Origin of the sequence: Lysinibacillus phoenicis, assembly GCF_047238325.1 — a bacterium.
GTDB classification, from domain to species: Bacteria; Bacillota; Bacilli; order Bacillales_A; family Planococcaceae; genus Lysinibacillus; species Lysinibacillus irui.
Map to the genome: position 1 here is coordinate 4,243,884 of NZ_JBDFMP010000002.1, position 21,645 is coordinate 4,265,528.

At 37.4% G+C, this 21,645-nt stretch carries 33 protein-coding genes, 1 pseudogene and 1 other annotated feature; of the genes and pseudogenes, 31 read left to right on the plus strand and 3 right to left on the minus strand.

Translation table 11 applies throughout. The annotated features are described in order from the left end of the window. Positions 1-3 precede the first annotated feature (3 nt). From ABC382_RS22740 to ABC382_RS22770, 7 genes are all read left to right on the plus strand, one after another. Positions 4-315 (plus strand): hypothetical protein, encoded by a 312-nt coding sequence (locus ABC382_RS22740; protein ID WP_412927190.1) that lies wholly within the window; start codon positions 4-6, stop codon positions 313-315. Next, positions 312-497 carry a hypothetical protein gene (locus ABC382_RS22745; RefSeq protein ID WP_412927191.1) on the plus strand — a complete coding sequence of 62 codons (186 nt, stop codon included), beginning with the start codon at positions 312-314 and terminating at the stop codon, positions 495-497. Before ABC382_RS22740 ends, ABC382_RS22745 begins: the two co-directional genes overlap by 4 nt. Before the next feature lie 98 nt (positions 498-595). Continuing rightward, entirely contained in the window at positions 596-793 is a 198-nt protein-coding gene (locus tag ABC382_RS22750) for a hemolysin XhlA family protein (RefSeq protein ID WP_412927192.1), read from the plus strand. 1 nt (position 794) lies between these two features. Further along, positions 795-1,052, plus strand: coding sequence for a phage holin (locus tag ABC382_RS22755; RefSeq protein WP_412927193.1), 258 nt, complete (start codon positions 795-797; stop codon positions 1,050-1,052). Beyond that, positions 1,052-1,750, plus strand: coding sequence for a peptidoglycan recognition protein family protein (locus tag ABC382_RS22760; protein WP_412927194.1), 699 nt, complete (start codon positions 1,052-1,054; stop codon positions 1,748-1,750). The genes ABC382_RS22755 and ABC382_RS22760 overlap by 1 nt, the downstream gene beginning before the upstream one ends. Before the next feature lie 154 nt (positions 1,751-1,904). After that, positions 1,905-2,126, plus strand: a complete 222-nt coding sequence (locus ABC382_RS22765; RefSeq protein WP_412927195.1) for a transcriptional regulator — start codon at positions 1,905-1,907, stop codon at positions 2,124-2,126. 47 nt (positions 2,127-2,173) lie between these two features. Next, positions 2,174-2,473, plus strand: coding sequence for a YhjD family protein (locus ABC382_RS22770; protein ID WP_412927196.1), 300 nt, complete (start codon positions 2,174-2,176; stop codon positions 2,471-2,473). 50 nt (positions 2,474-2,523) lie between these two features. On the opposite strand, the gene ABC382_RS22775 is transcribed toward ABC382_RS22770, so the two are convergent. After that, complete coding sequence (locus ABC382_RS22775; RefSeq protein ID WP_412927197.1) at positions 2,524-3,270, minus strand: hypothetical protein; 747 nt, start codon at positions 3,268-3,270, stop codon at positions 2,524-2,526. An 87-nt stretch (positions 3,271-3,357) separates the two neighbouring features. Then, positions 3,358-3,561: a helix-turn-helix domain-containing protein gene (locus ABC382_RS22780; RefSeq protein WP_036127261.1), complete on the minus strand. Its 204-nt coding sequence runs from the start codon at positions 3,559-3,561 to the stop codon at positions 3,358-3,360. A 168-nt stretch (positions 3,562-3,729) separates the two neighbouring features. On the opposite strand from ABC382_RS22780, the gene ABC382_RS22785 reads away from it, so the two are divergent. From ABC382_RS22785 to ABC382_RS22895, 23 genes and pseudogenes are all read left to right on the plus strand, one after another. Further along, a complete protein-coding gene (locus tag ABC382_RS22785) occupies positions 3,730-4,617 on the plus strand; it encodes a helix-turn-helix domain-containing protein (RefSeq protein WP_412927198.1) in 888 nt (295 codons plus the stop codon). A 14-nt stretch (positions 4,618-4,631) separates the two neighbouring features. Continuing rightward, on the plus strand, positions 4,632-4,793 hold the full coding sequence (locus ABC382_RS22790; protein ID WP_412927199.1) for a hypothetical protein: 162 nt from the start codon (positions 4,632-4,634) through the stop codon (positions 4,791-4,793). Between the two features lie 181 nt (positions 4,794-4,974). Next, the gene (locus ABC382_RS22795) at positions 4,975-6,273 is read left to right on the plus strand and encodes an FtsK/SpoIIIE domain-containing protein (protein WP_412927200.1); all 1,299 of its coding nucleotides are present in this window, start codon (positions 4,975-4,977) and stop codon (positions 6,271-6,273) included. A 4-nt stretch (positions 6,274-6,277) separates the two neighbouring features. Further along, complete coding sequence (locus tag ABC382_RS22800) at positions 6,278-6,814, plus strand: replication-relaxation family protein (protein ID WP_412927201.1); 537 nt, start codon at positions 6,278-6,280, stop codon at positions 6,812-6,814. Further along, positions 6,815-7,342 carry a hypothetical protein gene (locus tag ABC382_RS22805; protein WP_412927202.1) on the plus strand — a complete coding sequence of 176 codons (528 nt, stop codon included), beginning with the start codon at positions 6,815-6,817 and terminating at the stop codon, positions 7,340-7,342. A gap of 130 nt (positions 7,343-7,472) precedes the next feature. Continuing rightward, positions 7,473-8,036 (plus strand): hypothetical protein, encoded by a 564-nt coding sequence (locus ABC382_RS22810; protein WP_412927203.1) that lies wholly within the window; start codon positions 7,473-7,475, stop codon positions 8,034-8,036. A gap of 2 nt (positions 8,037-8,038) precedes the next feature. Then, entirely contained in the window at positions 8,039-8,413 is a 375-nt protein-coding gene (locus ABC382_RS22815; protein ID WP_322606413.1) for a hypothetical protein, read from the plus strand. A gap of 86 nt (positions 8,414-8,499) precedes the next feature. Next, a pseudogene (radC, locus tag ABC382_RS22820) lies at positions 8,500-8,799 on the plus strand (RadC family protein); the annotation flags it as partial. A gap of 621 nt (positions 8,800-9,420) precedes the next feature. Beyond that, positions 9,421-10,440, plus strand: a complete 1,020-nt coding sequence (locus ABC382_RS22825) for a rod shape-determining protein (protein ID WP_274793941.1) — start codon at positions 9,421-9,423, stop codon at positions 10,438-10,440. 13 nt (positions 10,441-10,453) lie between these two features. Next, positions 10,454-11,368 carry a rod shape-determining protein MreC gene (gene mreC, locus ABC382_RS22830; RefSeq protein WP_274793940.1) on the plus strand — a complete coding sequence of 305 codons (915 nt, stop codon included), beginning with the start codon at positions 10,454-10,456 and terminating at the stop codon, positions 11,366-11,368. Next, entirely contained in the window at positions 11,368-11,892 is a 525-nt protein-coding gene (gene mreD, locus ABC382_RS22835) for a rod shape-determining protein MreD (RefSeq protein ID WP_274793939.1), read from the plus strand. The genes mreC and mreD overlap by 1 nt, the downstream gene beginning before the upstream one ends. Positions 11,893-11,919: 27 nt before the next feature. After that, entirely contained in the window at positions 11,920-12,588 is a 669-nt protein-coding gene (gene minC, locus ABC382_RS22840; RefSeq protein ID WP_274793938.1) for a septum site-determining protein MinC, read from the plus strand. A gap of 1 nt (position 12,589) precedes the next feature. Next, the gene (minD, locus tag ABC382_RS22845; RefSeq protein ID WP_274793937.1) at positions 12,590-13,387 is read left to right on the plus strand and encodes a septum site-determining protein MinD; all 798 of its coding nucleotides are present in this window, start codon (positions 12,590-12,592) and stop codon (positions 13,385-13,387) included. A 93-nt stretch (positions 13,388-13,480) separates the two neighbouring features. Continuing rightward, positions 13,481-14,035: a peptidoglycan DD-metalloendopeptidase family protein gene (locus ABC382_RS22850; RefSeq protein ID WP_312506761.1), complete on the plus strand. Its 555-nt coding sequence runs from the start codon at positions 13,481-13,483 to the stop codon at positions 14,033-14,035. Next, the gene (locus tag ABC382_RS22855; RefSeq protein WP_274793935.1) at positions 14,025-14,636 is read left to right on the plus strand and encodes a zinc metalloprotease; all 612 of its coding nucleotides are present in this window, start codon (positions 14,025-14,027) and stop codon (positions 14,634-14,636) included. The genes ABC382_RS22850 and ABC382_RS22855 overlap by 11 nt, the downstream gene beginning before the upstream one ends. Positions 14,637-14,681: 45 nt before the next feature. Continuing rightward, positions 14,682-14,760, plus strand: a sequence feature (ribosomal protein L21 leader region). 14 nt (positions 14,761-14,774) lie between these two features. Beyond that, positions 14,775-15,083 (plus strand): 50S ribosomal protein L21, encoded by a 309-nt coding sequence (rplU, locus tag ABC382_RS22860; RefSeq protein WP_274793934.1) that lies wholly within the window; start codon positions 14,775-14,777, stop codon positions 15,081-15,083. Between the two features lie 16 nt (positions 15,084-15,099). After that, positions 15,100-15,456 carry a ribosomal-processing cysteine protease Prp gene (locus ABC382_RS22865; protein WP_274793933.1) on the plus strand — a complete coding sequence of 119 codons (357 nt, stop codon included), beginning with the start codon at positions 15,100-15,102 and terminating at the stop codon, positions 15,454-15,456. Then, complete coding sequence (gene rpmA / locus ABC382_RS22870; RefSeq protein ID WP_024363181.1) at positions 15,453-15,752, plus strand: 50S ribosomal protein L27; 300 nt, start codon at positions 15,453-15,455, stop codon at positions 15,750-15,752. The genes ABC382_RS22865 and rpmA overlap by 4 nt, the downstream gene beginning before the upstream one ends. 270 nt (positions 15,753-16,022) lie before the next feature. After that, on the plus strand, positions 16,023-16,550 hold the full coding sequence (locus ABC382_RS22875; RefSeq protein ID WP_274793932.1) for a Spo0B domain-containing protein: 528 nt from the start codon (positions 16,023-16,025) through the stop codon (positions 16,548-16,550). Positions 16,551-16,555: 5 nt separating this feature from the next. Next, positions 16,556-17,845, plus strand: coding sequence for a GTPase ObgE (obgE, locus tag ABC382_RS22880; RefSeq protein ID WP_274793931.1), 1,290 nt, complete (start codon positions 16,556-16,558; stop codon positions 17,843-17,845). A 24-nt stretch (positions 17,846-17,869) separates the two neighbouring features. Next, positions 17,870-18,325, plus strand: coding sequence for an ACT domain-containing protein (locus ABC382_RS22885; protein ID WP_004226679.1), 456 nt, complete (start codon positions 17,870-17,872; stop codon positions 18,323-18,325). A gap of 164 nt (positions 18,326-18,489) precedes the next feature. Then, positions 18,490-19,371 (plus strand): prephenate dehydratase, encoded by an 882-nt coding sequence (gene pheA / locus ABC382_RS22890; protein WP_412927204.1) that lies wholly within the window; start codon positions 18,490-18,492, stop codon positions 19,369-19,371. Positions 19,372-19,389: 18 nt separating this feature from the next. Continuing rightward, on the plus strand, positions 19,390-19,782 hold the full coding sequence (locus tag ABC382_RS22895; protein WP_274793929.1) for a thiol-disulfide oxidoreductase DCC family protein: 393 nt from the start codon (positions 19,390-19,392) through the stop codon (positions 19,780-19,782). Between the two features lie 90 nt (positions 19,783-19,872). Here the strand turns inward: ABC382_RS22895 and ABC382_RS22900 are convergent, their stop codons facing one another. Then, a complete protein-coding gene (locus tag ABC382_RS22900; protein WP_274793928.1) occupies positions 19,873-20,406 on the minus strand; it encodes a transcription repressor NadR in 534 nt (177 codons plus the stop codon). A gap of 141 nt (positions 20,407-20,547) precedes the next feature. On the opposite strand from ABC382_RS22900, the gene ABC382_RS22905 reads away from it, so the two are divergent. After that, positions 20,548-21,645 (plus strand): LysM peptidoglycan-binding domain-containing protein, encoded by a 1,098-nt coding sequence (locus tag ABC382_RS22905; protein ID WP_412927205.1) that lies wholly within the window; start codon positions 20,548-20,550, stop codon positions 21,643-21,645.

Sequence of the window (21,645 nt, forward strand, 5' to 3'; positions counted from 1 at the left end):
AAAATGAGAAAACAAACCTATGAGATAGATGAGCAAGGCTATTTGAAAGAAATATATGTTGCTGAAATTGATGAACACGGAAATATTATGGATGAAAATAAACAAGGATTCATTACTATAGATTTTCCAAATAACTTATATAAACCTAAATGGACAGGTGAAGAATGGATTGAAGGCGAATTGGAAGAAGAAAAAGCAGAACGTGAAGAACAGCAATTACTAGAATCATTAAAACCCTCTCCATCAGAAATTGCTGATGCTGAATTAGAAATAAAAGTGATTACGATGCTTACAGAAATGGAGGTTATACAATGAGTGAAGCACATTTAGAAGGTTTAACAATTGTAGAAAAACGTCTTGTGAAAGCCTATGCAACATCAGTTATGGGCGGTGTGCGTACTATAGCTGATGTAAAACCCGAAAAGCTTCAACCTTATGTAGAATTAGAAATTGCTGAAAGAGAAATAGCTGCTTTAGCACCACAAGATAATTTTTAAGCCTTCCACAATCATCTGTGGAGGGCTTTTATTATACAACAAGATCAAAGCAATGCACTGTGCCGAGCAGTGCCATTTTTATTTATGAGGTGATTCACATGGAGCAACGAGTTGGAAAATTAGAAAATGACATGACCGATGTGAAAACACGGCTTGCTGTTGCTGAATCAAATATTAAGGAAATCCGCGAGGATATAGGCGGAATTAAGGATAATACAACTTGGATATTAAGACTGCTTATTGGCGGTCTTGTAAGTGCAATCTTGGCTTTTATTATTAAAGGAGGACTGATGTAATATGAAAATCAACTGGAAAGTACGCTTTAAAAATAAAACGTTTCTATTATCGCTATGGGCGCTTATTATCGTCCTAGCGCAACAAATCGCTTCAATATGGGGCGCAGACATTACACTTGTTAGTGCGCAAGTAACGAACGTAGTAGAGACAGTACTGACTATTCTCGCATTAATCGGAATCGTACACGATCCAACAACACCAGGTATGAATGATAGTGAAAGAGCTTTAAAGTATGACAAGCCAAAGGGTGATAAATGATGGTGCATATCAGACAATATTTAGTGTCAGTAGCCGTTGCTATTAAAGTAACTGGTGGCCGAAATAACACTCGTAGAAAAGTATGTATCCATGAAACTGACAATACCAAAAAAGGTAGTGGAGCAGACAATCACGCAAAACTTCAAGTCAATGGTAACAGTCGCCAAGCAAGTTGGCACTGGATTGTGGATGACAAAGAAGCGATCCAATCATTTACACATGACTATCAATGTTGGGCAGCAGGTAGTACAAAGGGGAACAACGAAGCAATTCATATTGAGATGTGTGTGAATACTGATGGCGATTATATAAGGACTGTACAAAATACAGCAGCACTAGTTGCAAAAATTCTAAAGGATGAAAACCTAACAATCAATGATGTTGTACAGCACAACTATTACAGTGGGAAAAATTGTCCTAGTAAGATGCGTTCCACAAGTGCACCTATTCCTTGGAGTAGTTTTTTACAAATGGTTAAAGCAAATTTGCAACCGGTACCTCCAAATAATATTGCAAAGGATGATGATACAATGCGATTTACTAATGAAACACTTAAAGCAGCTGTACGTGACTACCTTAAACAAGCAGTAGACAAAAAGCTTATTGATAAATCACATCTTGAAAAATTTGATGCTGGCACATTGACTGATGGCGATTTTAAAGGATTAGAAATTATCATTGCTCAACGTAGCGTTTAATAACAATAGCCCGTTACCTTAATTGGTAATGGGCTTTTTTATTTCCATAAATTTTATCTTGTCAAAACACAAACATCTGTTCTATGATGAATACAAACAAATGTTCTTGTATAAAATAACAAAGAGAAATAATTCACGTTTAGGAGGAACTGTGATGAGAGAACAACTGATAAAAGCTATGCAACGTAATCAATTGATAAACATGATGTATGTATCTAAAAATGGGTCTGTCACAAAAAGACGAGTAAAAGTTATTAAAATTGTTGGCGATTCATTTCAAGCATTTTGTTTTACAAGAAATTCAAAGCGTACCTTTATAATTAACAATGTTCTTGCAGTTGTTCCTGTCTTTAAAAAAGAGCGTGAGGTTGTATGATTAGTTTTGAGCAAAGACGGCTACTTCATAAATATGTGGTTTATGATATGGCAGTACAGTCATTACAGCGAGACTACAAAGTGATTGAGAACCTTAAATTAAGCAAAGTTTACTTACCAATACTTGATAAGCTTTTAGAAAGCATTTCACAAGAGTGTTATAACTCTAAAAGGCTATTGGCAAAAGATAAAATAAGAATAGTACGATGGGAAAAGACCAATGAATATTTTAGTGATTTGATTGTCGCCACAGCCGGAAACGATCAAGTGTTTACTTATGCTAACATGGCACTTAAAACACAAGTGGAAAAATTATTAACCAGCCACTTAGAACAGGTACTCAATTGAGGCCTGTTTTTTTATTCAAAAATAAAACCACTCAAAAGAGTGGTCATTAATCATTTATTTACAACAGTGTTAATTGCATCAATGTATTTTTGTATATCAAGTTCTTTATTATTCATTCTTATAATAATCGTGCCTACTTGAGCATCTCCAAATTTCTTAGCACTAACTTCTTGTGCTTTTTCAACACTTGGCCATTCATAAATACTAACATCTTCAGTAGTAATTAATTTAGTACATTCAAGTTTAACGCAATTTTGGCTATTGTCTCGCGGTTCAGTTGTACTTAAACCAGCATCTTGAAATGCTTTTAGAATATCATCTGCTGTGTAATCAGCATTTGATTGAGGTAAATCTGCAGCAGTTGTTTCATGTGTTTCTCCAATATTATAGTTGAATTCAAATACACCAAGTTCATCTAACCCAGTAGTAGCTTTACCTTTTTCGTCAAGCGCTACTTTTGCTGTTGCAGCGTATGTATTTGCAACACTACCTTCTGTTTTAATATTAACCCAAATTGAACTAACATCTTCATACTTTTCCGCAGCTAGGTTTTTTGTTTCTTCAACCAATGCTTTCAATTCTTTTTCGTCAGTTGATGGTGTAGATAATGTTACTTTCCACATTCCTTTACCGAAATCATCTTCTTCGATTTTGTATTCGGGAACATCGTTATTTGCTTTCTCATCCTGTTGTTTTTCTTCTGCAACAGGCTTTTCCTCTTTAGGTGTAGCCTCTTCCTCACCACAAGCAGCAAGTAAAAACGCTGATAATGCTCCAATGTAAAATAATTTCTTCATAAATAAAACCTCCCTTGATATTACCATTTTAGGAAATAACACAAAGAAAGTATACAAAAAAACAGACAACCTTTATTTAGTTATCTGTTATTTAATCTCAAACATTTCATTCATATCTGTAATTTCAAGTGCTTGTAGAACTTTCGTGATATGTTCACGATTAATTGAGGTTCTTCTATTAGTTGCAAGTTCGCTGATTACTGTACGTGTTAATCCTGTCTTTTCTGCTAATTCCACTTGTGACATTCCTCGTTCATTTAACACTTCTTTTAATTTAACTTTAAGTTCCATGATTTCACCTCTTTAATTATATTCTCCTTAAATCTCATTATACACAAATCCGTAAATTTAATAAATAATTTTTATTAAATACTTGAATTATTAAATTTAATAATTTATACTCAAATCAATAAATAATGAAATTTAATTATTTTAGTATGGAAAAGAGGTGAAATACAAATGGCATTCGAATACCTAGCACAATACATAACATTCGATTCAGTAGCAGATATGGATAAGAGTGTGGAGGACCACATGGCGGTTCATTACTACGACTTAACAGAATCAGAACGAGCAATCGTATTTAAACTTGCCTCACACAGCTTGGAACATACAGGAGTATGCCACTTAAAAGCTTCTACAATTGCTACTTCATTGGAAATCAGTACAAAAACAGTTTATCGATCAATGAAGAAATTAGCAGAGTTAGGCATCATTGAAAAAGTACCAAGCACTAAGTTAAACGGCATTAAAGGGGCTAGTATTTATCGCATTTTACCTTATGTCCCATCGATCGTGTCCCAACGAGAGACAGTCGATGAAGCTAGTAATGACGCGGTTTGCCCTCCACAATCTGAAAACCAACCATCTAGTTCTTTTTATCTTTTTAGTTCTAAACAAGCAAATAATATTATGAGTCTTGGCAATGAATTAGCTTTGCAAGCTGAAAAGAAAAAGGAGTACATGAACGAGTACCAAGTGATGCTTTACGATTTCATGCACTCGCTGCCTTTAGCAGATGAATTGAAAGACCAACTTCACAAATGTATCTTAGCTACAAAAATGAACGAAGTACGTGATTTCGTGAACGCTAAGGATGTTTTAGCTAACATTATCCGAGATATTACGAACGGTACATTAACTGTAGCAAGTACATTAAGAGCTGTATTTGTAGGTGCATTTAACAAGGCTATTGAGCGTTCAAAAGTTAAGCCATATAAATCATTATCTATAGAAGAAACTCCTGTTAAAGAACGTCCTGTGCCTTTCTACAATTGGTTAACAGAGCGTGATAGTCATCCACAATCAAATACAAGACCAACAATCGATAACTGGTTGTTGTGGTAAAGGGGAGATAATAAATGACTCATTTTGAATACATGCAGCAACAAGGTCAATTAACGATTTTTGATTTATTGGACCAATATGAAGAAATGCAATTCAAAAAGGAATCTACAAATGTTAATAAATCTGTTGATAAGAAAGTAAAAGAACCTCGCAAAGTTGGGTATATTGTTCGGTGATTTTTATGCCCATTTGTATACCCGATGGTGTGCCTGATTGAATGCCACCCGGGTATTGAAGTGGGCATAGATGAATTGCTGTTGTATCAATGATTGGTACTGTTTTTAAGAATGCCTGATACAAGCAACTCTTACTACGTAAGAGAACCGTGACGCAGATGAAATACGAAAGGGTGAAAGTGTGCTGTTTGAAATATTAACAACTGGATTGATGGGTGGAATTGCGTTAAAGGCATTTCAAAAACATAAGGGGTTATCGTCAAATGATTCGGGGAAGATCCAGCGCATAATTTCATTGTCTGGTTTAAATGTTCGTGACGGTAAAGATACATTAACTACGCAGCTTGTTAAGAAGAAAAAGTTTGAATGGGGATGGGAATACAAGTACAGGATTCCTCTTGGTCGCTCATTTGCTGATTATGAATCGAAACTGCAAGTGTTTGAAGATGGTCTGAATAATCGTAGAAAGAAAATTTTATTCAATGATTTACGACAACTGGATTTCCATAAAGACCTTCTTCTTCAACTGCAAGAACTGTGGAAGACAAAACTTACAGAGCAAAAGGAAATTGAACTATCCTACGATGGTTTATTAATTGTGCGAGTGTATGATAAGCCATTATCTAAGGAAGTACCATTCACACCAGGTAAAGGTTGGAGAGTGCCTGTAGGTGTCACTAGAGCACGTAACGAATTTAAGTATCACGATTTTGAAATGGTGCCGCATGTCGTTCTTGGTGGTGCTACACGATACGGCAAAAGTAATTTCATCAATTCAACTATTTGTAGTCTTATTCAAGCTGAACCAGAGCACACAAACCTTTATTTAATCGATTTAAAAGGCGGAGTGGAGCTGTGCGACTATGAAAATATTAAACAGACGATTTCCATTGCATATGAGCCATATGAGGCCCTCCACACTCTACAGATGGTATATGACAAGATGCGTGATATTCAACGTGAATTAAAGCGATTAGGCAAGAAGAATGTACAGCAAGCAGGCATTAAAGAACGTTACTTTGTAGTCATAGATGAAGTAGGGGAGCTTAATGCAGCAGAGGCAGTAACTAAGGAAGAGAAACGGTTAAAACTAGAATGCCAAACAATAATGAGTCAAATAGCAAGGCTAGGAGCAGGTCTAGGCTTTAGGCTAGTTGTAGCCACTCAATATCCAGTAGGTGACGTTATACCAAGACAAGTAAAGCAAAATGCCGATGCAAAACTGTGCTTTAGAGTGCAATCAGGCGTTGCTTCAAGGGTTGTACTGGATGCAGAGGGAGCAGAGGCATTACCAATGATTAAAGGTCGTGCCATATACCAAACAGCAGATAAAAGAGAAATACTTCAAACTCCACTGATCACACCACAAATTATCTACGATACTATTCAACCTCACATAATCGATAAGAAAGGGGAGCGCGTTGAAGAAACAACTATCATCGAGAGACGAACAGATACTGTTACTTTTGAAGAAGTTTGATTTCATGACGCGTGATCAACTTAGCCGATATTTTAATCTTGGAAAGAAACGTAATACAAATAGGGTCCTCCACAATTTATCTAGTTATCTATCCTCCATTCGGAATGGTTACGAAACAATTTATTACCTCAACAATTTAGGTCGTATTTATGTTGATTGTGACAAGGTACGCAAGAAAGGCGGCCATGTACAACATACCATTATGCGTAATGAATTTTGGTTGTTCTATAAAAGTCCGCGTGACTGGAAGAATGAAGTCAAAATATCGGATGGTACCACTTCAATCATTGTGGACGGTATGTTTTCAAGGAATGGCTTTCAACATTTTTTAGAAGTTGATAACCTTCAAACGATGAAGGAAAATCGCGAGAAGATTAAGTGCTATAAATTGCTTATGGATAGCCTGGTAAAACAGATGGGCTATTACCCAACGCTAGTATGGCTAACCACAACAGAATTGCGTAGGCAACAGTTAGAAGCATCCTGTGGAGGGCTAAAGGTTAAGGTATATACATTTGAAGAAATAAGAGGGGGAATATAGATGTTTAAAAAACGTATTAAAACAGAGGTTGTACCTGCTAATGAATACACGGATTACAGTGATCGATTTGAAGGGGATGAAAAGTATGCCACATTAAGGCATGTAGCATTAGCTGCAGCTATACCATCCACAGTTGCAGTAGGCACAGGGCTATTTATGTTTAACAAATTCAATGACGCTCATTCCTCCACAGTTATGCCTGTATCTGCTCCACAACAAGTAATGGAACCAGTCGTAGCACAAATGCCTTCCACAATACCTGTAAGTACAATTGCTCAACCAACAGGAATCATTGCTGAAAAGTCATTAGAGATATTAGCAACTGCATTAGATCCACTTGTGCAGATTCTTGTAGCTATTAGTTTTCCAATAGCCAGCGTCATTATGGTAGGTGGTTGTTTCTTCTTTATGTTAGGGAATAGTGAGCGTGCTTGGAATACAATTATGAATGCTGGATTAGGCTATGTATTAATTCAGATGTCACCTTTATTCTTACAAATATTACGTACCATAGGTGATGCAATATAGTAATATAGCATAAGGATAAAATTATGCTTAATTTTTCCTCTATTAACAAATTAGTTATTATAAATTATAATTGGTTATAAAACAAATTAACCTCAATTTTTACTTTTTAAATTGAGCAGAAGAGGAACTTATGAATCTAAAAAAAAGAGAAATACTATTTGAAAGTAGTAAAAAACTAAAGAACAGTTTTGTCTATTCTTTAACGTTTTCAGGAGTGGTTCCCTTGTTTATTTGGATTTGGAAACCAGATATAAAAATACCACTTGCTATTTGTGTAATGATTATCAGTTTTTTATTCCTAATTATCATTCTTTTATCATATGCTATCTCTATAGTATGGGATAATTATAAAAGGGAAATGAAAAATAATGATGTTCATCCTTCAATTGTAAATATAAGAAGCGAAGGTGATACACAAATTATTATTGTTAATAAATCTACTATTTTTAGTTACAATATATATGTGTCTTTTTTTAAAAAAGAATCAGATGGTACTGAATATTTTTTAGGGAATGGGCTTGTTACTAATATACAGAACAACGGATTAATTCAAGTTACAGTTATTTACTGGAATAACATAGAGGCGAATTTCATTCAACAACTTATTGCGGGTAATCAACACGAGTGGAAGAAAGTAATTGTAAAGCCTTATATAGAACAGCAAATTCTTAGCGAAATATTAGGAGGAAATTAATAATGAGTACGCCAAAAGTTGTGATGATTTTGGATAAAGATCTAAGATTAGTTATGAATAAAGGCAGTGACGATGATGTCAAATTAGGGGATGTTTACCTTGTATTTGAACTAGGAGATACATTATATGATCCAGATACTTTTGAAAACCTCGGTCAACTAGAACTAGTTAAAGGTAGAGGTAAAGTTATTCATGTACAAGAGAAAGTAGCTACATTAGAAACAATTGAAACAGAAAAAATTACACATAGAAGCTCTCCAAATTCTTTTTCTAGGGTTTTAAACCCCTTGGCAGCATCTGGTTCGAGTACTGAGGAAATACCTAAACCTTTTTTATATCCTAAAGTAGGAGACTTATTAAAAAAAATAAGTAAATAATTAAGAAAAAGACCACTCCGTAATGGGTGGTCTATTAATATAGAAGGAAATCATATAATTTAAAAGTTTGGGTTTATGTGAAGTTAGTAGTTCTGTTTTTAAATATCAAGAATCAAATTATTCATAAACAAACGATTTTTATTGGCAGTTTAAATGCCTCCATCGTACATCCTAGGGAAATTTTTCGTGAAGCTGTCAAGAGATCTGCTGCTTCAATTATTTGTGCCCATAATCACCCTAGTGGAGTTCCAACGCCAAGTACGGAGGATATTGAAGTTACGAAGCGTATCGTTGAAGCTGGTTATATTATCGGCATTGAATTAATCGATCATGTTATTATTGGTGATCATCAATTTATTAGTTTGAAGGAAAAAGGATATTTTTAACTCTGCATGTATTGTGCAGAGTTTTTTGCTTTCGGTAGGAGGGGCTAGCAATACCTATTGATTACATCATGTAAGTCAGCTAAAAAATCTGTGCAATAATAACATCAAAGTGTCAATGATAGGTAGTCATAAAATTTTTGTATTTTTTTGTGGTATATTGGCGAACCTTTTTCCTTACAAATCGTTAATGTATTCATAGAAACTCTATTATCTTCACAAAAATTGGTAGCCTGATACACATTGTTTTATGAGAATAAAAATTATATGCTAATCTATACGTACTATTTTTAGTTTAAGAGGGAATTAAAATAGTATCTTTTCTGTGAGATGGAGTATGTGGCACTACAAATTCTTGCGTTATTCCGTTATAATGAAAGGTATGAATTTTATCTTTATTCAGGAAGGACTCCCATCGAAAATTGGTGGTGAGGTGAATGAGTGTGTAGTTTTTTCGTGGTGTGAATCACCGGCTGATGAAGATAAACAATTTGACGGATGTTATGGATTTTGAGAGGAGTCAATTGTGTAGATACACTACACAATTCAATTTTCCTATACATTGTCGTCAAAGATAATGGATGTCAACGAAAGTATGGCTTATATAGAAAGGGAGTACACAATTTGTTTGGACTAGGAAGTAAAGATGTCGGGATTGACCTCGGCACAGCGAATACATTAGTGTTTATTAAAGGAAAGGGAATCGTTTTACGTGAACCTTCAGTGGTAGCAAAAAATACAAAAACAGGAGATATCGTTGCCGTTGGTAATGATGCGAAAAATATGATTGGTCGTACACCTGGCTCAATCGTAGCAATTCGCCCAATGAAAGATGGTGTTATTGCTGATTTCGATATTACAACAGCAATGATTGAGTATTATTTAAAAGAAGCATGTAAAAACTCCGGCGGTAACTGGAAAAAACCAAATGTTATGATTTGTGTGCCGTACGGTATTACATCAGTTGAACAACGTGCGGTTATTGATGCTGCTCGACAAGCCGGCGCAAAAGAGGCTTTCACAATCGAAGAGCCATTTGCAGCAGCGATCGGTTCTAATCTACCTGTATGGGATCCTACTGGGTCAATGGTTGTTGACATCGGTGGTGGTACAACAGAAGTTGCAGTTATTTCATTAGGTGGTATTGTAACAAGTGAATCTGTACGTGTTGGTGGGGATGCTATGGACCAATCTATCATCTCATATATTCGTAAAACGTATAATTTAACAATTGGTGAACGTACAGCAGAAGCTGTGAAAATGGAAATTGGTACTGCCTTAGCAGAAGGTTCAGAGGAAAAAATGGAAATTAGAGGACGTGACCTGTTAACTGGTTTACCGAAAACAATTGAAATTTCTTCACAGGAAATTTCTGAATCATTACGTGAAGCTGTTGCATCTATTATTGATGGTGTTCGAAAAACATTAGAACAAACTCCTCCTGAATTGTCTGCTGACGTTATGGAACGCGGAATTGTTTTAACTGGTGGTGGTGCGCTATTAACTAACTTGGACAAAGTGATTAGCCAAGAAACAAACATGCCAGTATTTATCGCGGAAGATCCGTTAGACTGTGTAGCAATCGGTACAGGTAAGGCTTTAGATCATATCGACTTAATTCGTCAACAACAAGTTAAAGGGTAAGGGGGTTTAGGCAATGCCACACTTTTTTTTCAATAAGAAAGTAATTTTGCTGCTCGTAGGCATGGTATTTCTTGTGGCATTGATTAGCTTCTCATTACGTGATCGGACGAATGCAACTTTACCAGAGCAAATTATTAAAGATACTGTCGGCGTCGCACAATCAATTGTTGCGAAGCCGGCAAATTATATTAATGGCATTTTTAATAATATTGACTCCCTCTTAAACACGTACGAAGAAAATAAACGTTTAAAAGCACGCTTAGAAGATTTTGCAGTTGTACAAGCTGAGGCTACGGATTTAAAATCAGAGAATAGCAAGCTTCGAGAGCTATTGGGTAAAACTGAGAGCTTAAAAGCATTTAATCCAATTCATGCAACAGTGATTGCTAGAAATCCTGACCAATGGGAAGAGAAAATTATTTTAGATAAAGGGTCTTCTCATGGAGTTCAAAAGAATATGGCAGTTATGACGGCGAAAGGACTAGTTGGTAAGATTACACTAGTAACACCTTTCACATCTGAGGTAGAGCTTTTATATACAAATAATCCAAACTATCGTGTATCTGCGATGGTGTTAGGAGAAAAAGAAGCATACGGTTTAATCGAGGGCTTTGATGAAGAACGTAATGAACTCATTATGAAGCGAATCGATTCTAGCATGAAGGTTAAGGAAGGCGAGCAAGTAGTTTCTTCAGGGCTTGGTGGAATTTTCCCTAAAGGTGTCCCGATTGGAGAAATTACAGAAGTTAGTACAGATGATCATGGCTTAACGAAAATGGCTTATGTCAAACCATCTGCTGAGTTTTCAATTTTAGAGCATGTCGTGATTGCAAAGCGTACGTCAACAGCTATTGATGGCTCAGATGGCAATGCAACAAATAAGGATTTATCGAATCCGCCAGAGGCGAATAAAGAGGAGGCGGAGTGATGGTTCGATTTCTCATTCCCTCTGTGGCGGTTTTACTGTTCTTAGTAGAACCAGAGTTTGCCATGCTTTCCCCAATTGAAATTAAAGGGGAAGTCTATTATCTGATACCGCGTTTTTTAATCTTATATTTAATTTTTATATCCATCTATTACAGCCGTCAACGTGCGGTAATGTATGGACTTTTTTTTGGTGTCTTGTATGATGTCTTTTACATTGATATTATTGGATTATATTCAGTACTTTATCCACTTATTTGTTTTTTAGCAGGGTCTATCGTGAAAGTTATACATCAGCACTTAGTTGTGACAACGACAATTTCAGTTGTTCTAGTAGCAATTTTAGAATTTATACTCTATCAATTCTTCTTCTTAATCGATTTTACAGCAATACCTTTAGCGGATTTCTTACGTTCACGACTATTGCCAACAATCATTGCCAATGCTTTATTTTTAATGATTCTTGGTTGGGCCTTCAAATATCTAATTAATGCGCGTGTCTTACAGAGAGCACGTGAAGTTTCTTAATAAAGAACAACGTGAGGTGAGGCATTCATGAAAAAACAGTTAGTTAATATGAAGGGAACGAAGGACGGTTTTGTACTACGCCTAGACGACCAATGTGCGTATGGCGAGTTAGTGGAAGAATTAAAGAAAAAAGTTTTAGAAGGCGGTATCGATGGTAAAGTAGATGTACAATTATACTTAGGCTATCGATACTGTACTGATGACCAAATTAATGAATTGATCAAAATTGTCGAAGAAACAGAGCAACTTATTGTATCAAAGGTGCAAAGTGAAGTACTGACTGTCCATGAAAGCAACCAGAAAATGATTGAAAGTCAACAAGATACATATATTGGCGTGGTCAGATCAGGACAAATTCTGCGTTCGTCAGGAGACATTATCATCGTTGGAAATGTAAATCCAAATGGTCGTGTAGAGGCTGGTGGTAATGTATATGTCCTAGGTAAATTGAAAGGGATTGCACATGCAGGCGTGCATGGTAATAAAGAAGCCATCATTGCGGCATCTCGATTCGAAGCCACACATATCATGATTGCCGATCAAGCTCAGGCAATGTCAGATGAACATGTAAAAGCGATGAATCAAGCAGAAATGACTTGTGCTTTTATTGGCTACGATGGACGGATTACGTACGATCAAATTCATGCCTTAAAAAATATTCGACCATTGTTAAATGTGTCTAAGGGAGGAAGCTAGTGTGGGAGAAGCGATCGTCATAACTTCAGGTAAAGGCGGTGTCGGTAAAACAACGACAACGGCTAACCTTGGGACTGCATTGGCTCTACAAGGTAAAAAAGTATGTTTAGTCGATACAGATATTGGCCTGCGTAATTTAGATGTAATTTTAGGCCTAGAAAATCGTATTATTTATGACCTAGTTGATGTGGTGGAAGGACGCTGCAAAATTCACCAAGCATTAATTAAGGATAAGCGCGTAGATGAAAAACTATTTTTATTACCTGCTGCTCAAACAACAGATAAAAATGCTGTTACCCCAGAGCAAATGAAGAGCTTAGTAGAGGAATTGAAAAGAGATTATGATTATGTGTTAATTGACTGTCCTGCTGGTATCGAACAAGGCTATCGTAATGCCGTTGCTGGTGCAGATCATGCGATTGTTGTCACAACACCTGAGATTTCTGCTGTTCGTGATGCGGATCGAATTATCGGTTTACTTGAGCAAGAGGAAATTACAGCACCTAAACTAATCATTAACCGTATACGACAACATATGATGAAGAGCGGTGACACATTGGATGTCAATGAAATTACAACCCATCTATCTATTGATTTATTAGGTATTATTGTAGATAGTGAAGGAGTAATTTCTTCTTCAAATAAAGGGGAGCCAATCGTCATGGACCCATCCAATAAAGCATCATTAGGCTATCGAAATATCGCTCGTCGTATTTTAGGTGAATCGGTGCCTTTGATGGCTATTCAAGACGAGCAAAGAGGAATGTTTTCTAAACTTAAAGCGCTATTTTCAAAATAAATTAAAACCTTTTCGTGCAATTGTACGAGAAGGTTTTTTCTTGTGCATGTTTGGACATGCAATCTCATATAGTGTGGAAAAAAGGATGAGAGCTTGTTTAAAAAATGGAAATGGTTCGTCACGATATTACTTGTGGCAGCAATTATGCTTGTAATTCGTTTAGAGGATCAGGGTGTAGTGGATACACCTGTTCGGAAGCTTGTGACAACCTCTGCTGATTTAACGTATTTAAGTGAGCTCGGGCAAAGCTGGTTCGAAAAAGAAAAAGAGACGATCATGGTATCTAGTGATGTAGGGCAAGCAGATCTTTTAACATTTGCCAACGCCCAAGTTTTTAAAGAAGGCTATTTATTGCAGTATGATGTAGGTTTGCCAGTCTATGCTGGTCAGACAGGCTTAGTTGTTTTTACTGGACATACAAAGTATACAGGTAAGACCATGACCATTAGTTACGAAGATGGTACAACAGTATCTTATGGGATGCTAGATAGTTTAGCACAACTACCTTATACATCTATTCAAGCAAATGATTTAATTGGCATGAAAGAAGCGGGTCAACTTTATCTTTCCATTGAAAAGGGAGATACCCATTACGATTTAGAGCAAATTGTACAATGGCTCGAAATGACGGAGACCAATGAAGATTAAATTACATCTTCTGTGCATCCCTCTTGTGTTTGTCATGATTTTGAGTGGGCAATTAGCTTATTACGCCATTATATTATTTTCATTGTTATGGCACGAGGCAGGGCACTTAATTGCAGCATTATTGTGCGGTGTCAAGGTGAAATCATGCGTCATTACACCATATGGGGGAGAAATTCAATTTGAAAATCCAGCGGTTGTGCAAGCGTCGTCACTCCTATGGATTGCATTAGGAGGACCAATCGCTACCATTATTGGGATTGGCCTCGCTTTTTTTATGCCTGAACTACTTGCTACTAGACTTATAAGCGTGCAACTAGTGTTATTGGCTGTAAATATTGTTCCTATCATACCGTTAGATGGAGGGAGAATATTTTTAGCCTGGCTCTTTTTACATCACCCAAGAGCTCAGTTGGTGGAAAGTTATTATTGGCTATCCTTCATCGTTTCGACTATACTTTTATTCATCACGTTGCTTTTTTTGCCACAATCTATTTTTTTAGCAATTATCATTTTATTTATTTGGCTTCAAGCATGGAAAGAATGGCATTATCGAAAATATCGAATAGCCTTTGAAAAATATGTTATGAATAGATTGACTTAAAATAAATCATGTGGTAATATTTTAATGTTATTGTTTGTAGCACCCGTGCTACTACAACCGCTCTGGAAAGGTTTAAGTATCTGATAGGATCACCTTTATTAAACAGGCGAGTCTGAGTCTAAGAGGAGGTGCAGTAAAATGTACGCAATTATTGAAACTGGTGGTAAACAAATCAAAGTAGAAGCTGGTCAAGAAATCTATGTTGAAAAATTAGGCGTAGAAGCTGACGAGGTTGTAACTTTTGATAAAGTTTTATTCGTAGGTGGCGAAAACGTTAAAGTTGGCGCTCCATTCGTAGAAGGCGCTACTGTAACAGCTAAAGTTGTGAAAGAAGGCCGTGCGAAAAAAATCGTTGTTTTCAAAATGAAAGCTAAAAAGAACTACCGTCGTAAACAAGGTCACCGTCAACCTTACACAAAATTAGTTGTTGAAGCAATCAACGCTTAATTGTGAGGTGTAGCGAATGATACAAGTTACGATTCATCACGATGAAAATAGACATGTGTCAGCATTCGAATTTTCAGGACATGCTGGTTACGATGAATCTGGCAAAGATTTAGTATGTGCAGGAGCGTCGACTATTGCCATTGGTACAGTCAATGCTATTTATGCATTATTACAGATTCAACCAGAAATCGAACAAGCAGCTGAAGGTGGAGGCTATCTGAAGGTAGATTTACCATTAGATTTAGAGCCTGAAATAGATGCAAAACTACAGTTAATTGTTCAAGTAATGACTGCCCAAGTGTATTCTATGGTGCAAAATTACGGACAATACATCCAAATCAACTACAACCAAGTAGGAGGTGGAACTCGATGAAATTATTATTAGCATTAGACCTTCAACTTTTCGCATCGAAAAAAGGGGTTGGTTCTACTAAAAACGGACGTGACTCTGAGTCTAAACGACTTGGTGCTAAACGTGCTGATGGCCAATTCGTAACTGGTGGTTCAATTCTTTACCGTCAACGCGGTACAAAAATTTACCCAGGTACAAACGTAGGTCGTGGTGGTGACGATACACTATTTGCTAAAGTTGACGGCGTTGTGAAATTCGAACGTTTAGGTCGCGATCGCAAACAAGTATCTGTATACCCAGCAACACAAGAAGCTTAATCTTTTATAAGATAACATAAAGCGGAGGACTGCATTTATTGCAGTCCTTTTTTTGGCTAAATTTCAATGACTTTTAGTACATGTTTTTATGAAAGCATAGTAACAGGTACAGAAGTCTCCCTCTTCTATAGGTGATGAGAAGAATGTAGTTTATCACGTTAACTTCTCAATCGAAACATATTATGCTAAGGCATAATTGAATAAAGAATTAGGGAAAATTACAGCAAAACTTGTTATACTAGTAAGGATAACTTTATTGGAGTGAATGGGATGAACAATCAATCACTAACCATTAGTGAAGTATTACGTTTTGCAAATCATGATTATGTGAATCAACTGCAACTGATTCGCATGAATTTAGATTTAGGTAGAATTGATGAAACAAAGGAACTTATTCAGCATTATTCAGAACAACTAAGAGTGTTTTCTATCCTCAATCGACTACAATTACCACAAACAATAGAATGGCTACAAACAGCAGGATGGCGTTATCCATCATTAGCATGGAAGCTAAGCGGTGAGATAAAAAAGCCTGTGACCAATGATATTGATCAGGAAGTTGTAGATTATTTAAACAAAACAGTTTTGCATGTTTATGATACATTAGATCCGTTTACAGAGCAGATCCTAACGCTTGATGTACGTGTTGACGATCATACATTTGCCGTGACATTCACGCTAAATGGGTTATGGAGTGCTGATGCATTCACCGAAAAAGGTTTGAAACAATTCGACATTCAAACAATTGAGCAGTCAAATACGCGCTGGCAATATGTCTTGAGTGCAAATAGGGAGTGAACTAAATGTTTGTCGATCACGTAAAAATTTATGTTAAAGGTGGCGACGGCGGAGACGGTATGGTAGCCTTTCGTCGTGAAAAATATGTACCCAATGGTGGTCCAGCAGGTGGCGATGGTGGACATGGTGGTAATGTAGTATTTGAAGTAGACGAAGGTCTCCGTACATTAATGGACTTCCGTTACAAACGCCATTTTAAGGCTCCTCGTGGTGAACATGGGATGAGTAAAGGCATGCATGGTAAAAATGCTGATGATTTAATTATTAAAGTGCCACCAGGAACAGTGGTTATCAATGAGGAAACGAACGCTGTCATTGCCGATTTAGTCGAGCACCAACAAAGAGCTATTATTGCAAAAGCAGGACGCGGTGGCCGTGGGAATTCAAGATTTGCCACACCTGCTAACCCAGCGCCAGAACTTTCTGAAAAAGGTGAGCCAGGACAAGAATTAAATGTTATATTAGAGTTAAAAGTTTTAGCAGATGTAGGGTTAGTAGGTTTCCCAAGTGTTGGTAAATCAACGCTTTTATCTGTTGTTTCTGCAGCTAAACCAAAAATTGGTGCTTATCATTTTACAACCATTGTACCGAATTTAGGGATGATTGAAACAGATGATCACCGAAGCTTTGCGATGGCAGATTTACCGGGGCTAATCGAAGGAGCACACGAAGGGGTAGGATTAGGCCATCAATTTTTAAGACATATTGAGCGTACACGGGTTATTGTTCATGTCATTGATATGTCAGGAATGGAAGGCCGCGATCCGTATGAGGATTATTTAACAATCAATGAAGAACTGAAACAATATAATCTTCGTTTAACAGAGCGTCCACAAATTATTGTTGCCAATAAAATGGATATGCCAGATGCAGAAGAAAACTTAGCGGAATTCCGCCAAAAGGTCGGAGAGGAAGTACAAATCTTCCCGATTTCTGCTATTTCACGTCAAGGGTTAAAAGAGCTTCTATTTGCCATTGCGGATTTATTAGAAGTAACGCCTGAATTCCCTCTATATGATGACTTAGAGGAGCAATCAGAGGCAACTGTCATGTACAAGCATGAAGCAAAAGGCGAAGATTTCGAAATTACTCGTGATGATGATGGTACCTTTATTATTAGTGGTTATGCGATTGAACGTTTATTTAAAATGACAGACTTTAGCCGTGAAGATGGAATTCGTCGTTTTGCTCGACAATTGCGTGCAATGGGTGTGGACGAGGCTCTTCGAGAACGTGGAGCACAAGATGGCGATACAGTACGCCTACAAGAGTTTGAATTTGAATTTGTCGATTAAGACATGAGTTTTAGGGGGAAGCGTATGAAGAATGTTGCGAATCAGCGATATTATTTAGTTCGTGAGGATGTTTTAACGGATGCAATGCAAAAAACTTTGGAGGCGAAACACCTACTATCAAGTGGTTCAGTATCCTCCATTTGGGATGCGGTAAAGCAGGTGGATTTATCGCGAAGTGCGTTTTACAAATATCGTGATGCGGTTTTTCCTTTTCATTCAATTGTGCAGGAACGCATTTTAACAGTCTTTTTACAGCTTCAAGATAGAAAAGGAACACTTGCCAAGCTTTTAGAAACGGTGACCATTACACATTGTAATGTATTGACAATTCATCAAACAATCCCTATTCAGGGGCGTGCTAATGTTACATTATCATTGGATGTAACGAGCATGACCTGTGACCTTGATGATCTCATCCAGCAATTAAAACGCTTAGATTTTGTTGAATCAGCAGAAGTGATTAGTTCTGGTGCATTATAAGTATAGTAGTGTTCAAAGTCTTTAATTTTTGATAAAAATGACAATTATCGTATTGAATAAGCCATAGGTAAAAATACGATAACAAAGCTCAAATAAGGAGCTGTCCCAACAGTGATTGCACAGGAGGGACTGCTCCTTATTGTGCCATAAAGGAGGTATTTGCAATGACAAAGCAACAATGGGAAAATCGAATTGCCTATTTAGGACCAGAAGCATCATTTACATACTTAGCAACAAAGGCTACTTTTCCAAATGAGTGGCTTATACCATGCGCAACGATTCCAGAATGTATTGAGGCTGTCGCAGAGGGAAAGGTTGATTTAGCTGTCGTACCTTTAGAAAATGCCTTAGAAGGTTCTGTAACGTTAACATTAGATTACTTATTCCATGAGGCAACACTGTATGTGACTGGTGAATTACTCCTTAAAATCCAGCAACATTTAATGGTCAATAAAGAGCAGAAGGATCATTGGCAATCGATCGAGGGTGTCTATTCCCATCCTCATGCGCTTGCACAATGTCATAAATATTTATTTTATCGTTTCAGTCATGTACCATTACATCAAACTACTTCAACTGCAGCTGCAGCAAAATATGTATCTGAAAACCCAGAAGAATGTATAGCGGCAGTCGGTAATGCGGCGGCAGCGGAAAAGTATGGCCTTGAAATAGTGGAGTCGAATATCCATGATTTCCATTTTAACCATACACGCTTCTTTGTATTGTCTAAACAAAATAAACGCTTGCCACAAGAGCTATCAGAGGGGCAAGCAAAAACGACATTTATGATAACATTGCCGACTGATCGTTCAGGGGCGTTACATCAGGTGCTTTCTGTTTTTGCCTGGCGTCAACTGAATTTAAGTAAAATTGAATCACGTCCACTTAAAACAGGTTTAGGCGATTATTTCTTCATGATTGATGTATTAGCAGATGAAAAAGAACCGATGATGCGTGGGGCAATGGAAGAGCTTGCTGCCCTAGGCTGTAAGGTCAAGTCACTGGGTACCTACTTTACTTATTTAACTTCAGACGATGCAGAGTAACGATAAGGAGGAAATGTGATGGGTGGGATCATTTTATTTGATGGTGTCTGTAATTTTTGTGATAGCACGGTTCAATTTATTATTAAGCGTGATCAAGCTGGCTATTTTCAATTTGCCTCACTTCAAAGTGATTTTGGCCAAAACCTACTAGCGCAGTTCAATATTTCAAAGAATATAGATAGTGTGATTCTTATTGAACATGGGCAAGTTTTTTTTGAATCAACAGCTGCTCTAAAAATATGTAAGAAATTAGATAGGCTGTGGCCTTGCTTGTATCTTTTCATCCTCGTGCCACCATTTATACGCAATGCGCTATACCGCCTATTTGCCAAATATCGCTATCGTTTATTCGGTCAGAAAAGTGAATGTCTTTTGCCAACACCTTCTCAACGACAAAGATTCCTCTCCTAATATGATAGGGGTACCCGCGGAGAGAAGACTATACCTACAATAAAACACAAAGCACCGTTTGACATGATATCCCAGACGGTGCTTTTTTATTTATTGATCTTGCACTAAGTATCCCTTTTTTTCTAGAGCTTGTTCAATCAAAGTTAATACCTCAACAGAAGGTGCAGTAATAACATGCAAATGAATGCCGCCTGTGAGAGCTGATAAATAATTTGCCTGTGTTTCGTTAACACGTTCTATAAATTGTTTCACTTCATGACGGTTAGATACCATAATCGATGCTATGAGTTCTCCGTATATTGGGTGCTCGACAATGACATTTTTCACTGTACCACCACAATCAACAATCGTCATTAATTCATCTTCTGTTTGATCAGAGGTATGCAAACAAGGGAGAGTGCGTTCAACAGTTTGCTGTAAATGTTCCTGATGCATATAAAGGTAGCCCTGACTCGTTGCAATAATGGGCTCATTTCTTGCCTTTAATAAAGTCATATCATTGACGATCACTTGTCTAGAAACATTAGCAAACTTAGCCAAGTCTGTCCCAGTTATAGGAGTTTTACTTTTTTTTAATTGTGTTAATAGTTGCAGTCGGCGTTCTTCGCCTAACATTTTTTTCATAAGAGTTCACCTCTGCTCATAGTAAAGGAATCCGCATTCCTTATGATTAAGTGTACCATGAAGCATTTCTTACTTGCTGAAATTTTTGTATCCAAATGAAACATTGAACATATGATACGTAGAGAGGAAGGGAGGAAAAAATTGCGTATTCATATTGTTCAAAAGGGAGACACATTGTGGAAGATTGCGAAAGAGTACGGCATTTCGTTTGAAGATTTGAAGCGGCTCAATGTCCATCTTGCCAACCCAGACTATATTGTTCCAGGCATGGAGATTATATTGCCTGAAAAAATAAACAAAGAGCCGCATAGAGATTCACATAAAGAAATGCCGAAAAAGGAAACACAAGTGCATAAGGAGACACCGACAAAGGAAAGCCCTAAAAAGGAGGTACAACGACCGATGCCACCGCCACCGCCGATTGTACCACCACCACCAGCTCCTATGCCAATGCCAGAACCACAAATGATTCCAATACCTATACCAATGCCAATGCCAATGCAGATGCCCCAACAACCGATGTGGGTACCGCAGCCTGTGGAAATGAATTGGCACCAACAAGTGGTAATGCCACAAGTAGAACAAACTGTTACTCCGCCACCAGTACAAATACAGCCACCACCGCCGCCAGCACCTACACCACCACCACCACCAGTAGCAAAACCAAAGCCAATGCCCGTGCCACAACCAGCACCACAGCCACCAATGCATATCATGCCACAAATGCCTGTTGTACCACATTGCTCAAGTTGTCACCAGCCGATTTATCATCATCAAATGTGGTGGCCAATGCAGATGCAGCCACAGGTAGAGCATTATGCGATGCCACAGCCACCGATGTCCTATGATATGCCAGATCATAAGGTTGGGGGGATGGAAGACTTTTTAGAATCTACGTCACCGTTTTTCCCTACTCATAATGAGCAAATGAAACCACAATTTGATATGATGCCTAATATGAATATGGGGATGCCTGATATGAATATAGGCCAATCTTGTGGTTGTGGTAGCCAACCAATGCCGATGCCAATGCCAATGCCAGACATGAATATGGGTCAATCTTGTGGCTGTGGTACAAAACCAATGCCAATGCCAGACTGTGGTTGTCATAACCAACCAATGATGATGCCTAATTGGCAAATGGATCCTTGCCAATGTCAACCGCCGTGCCCATCAGGAGCAGGACCATGGATGTCACCGCACTATTTCCCAGGCGGGATGACGCCTTATCGATGGTGA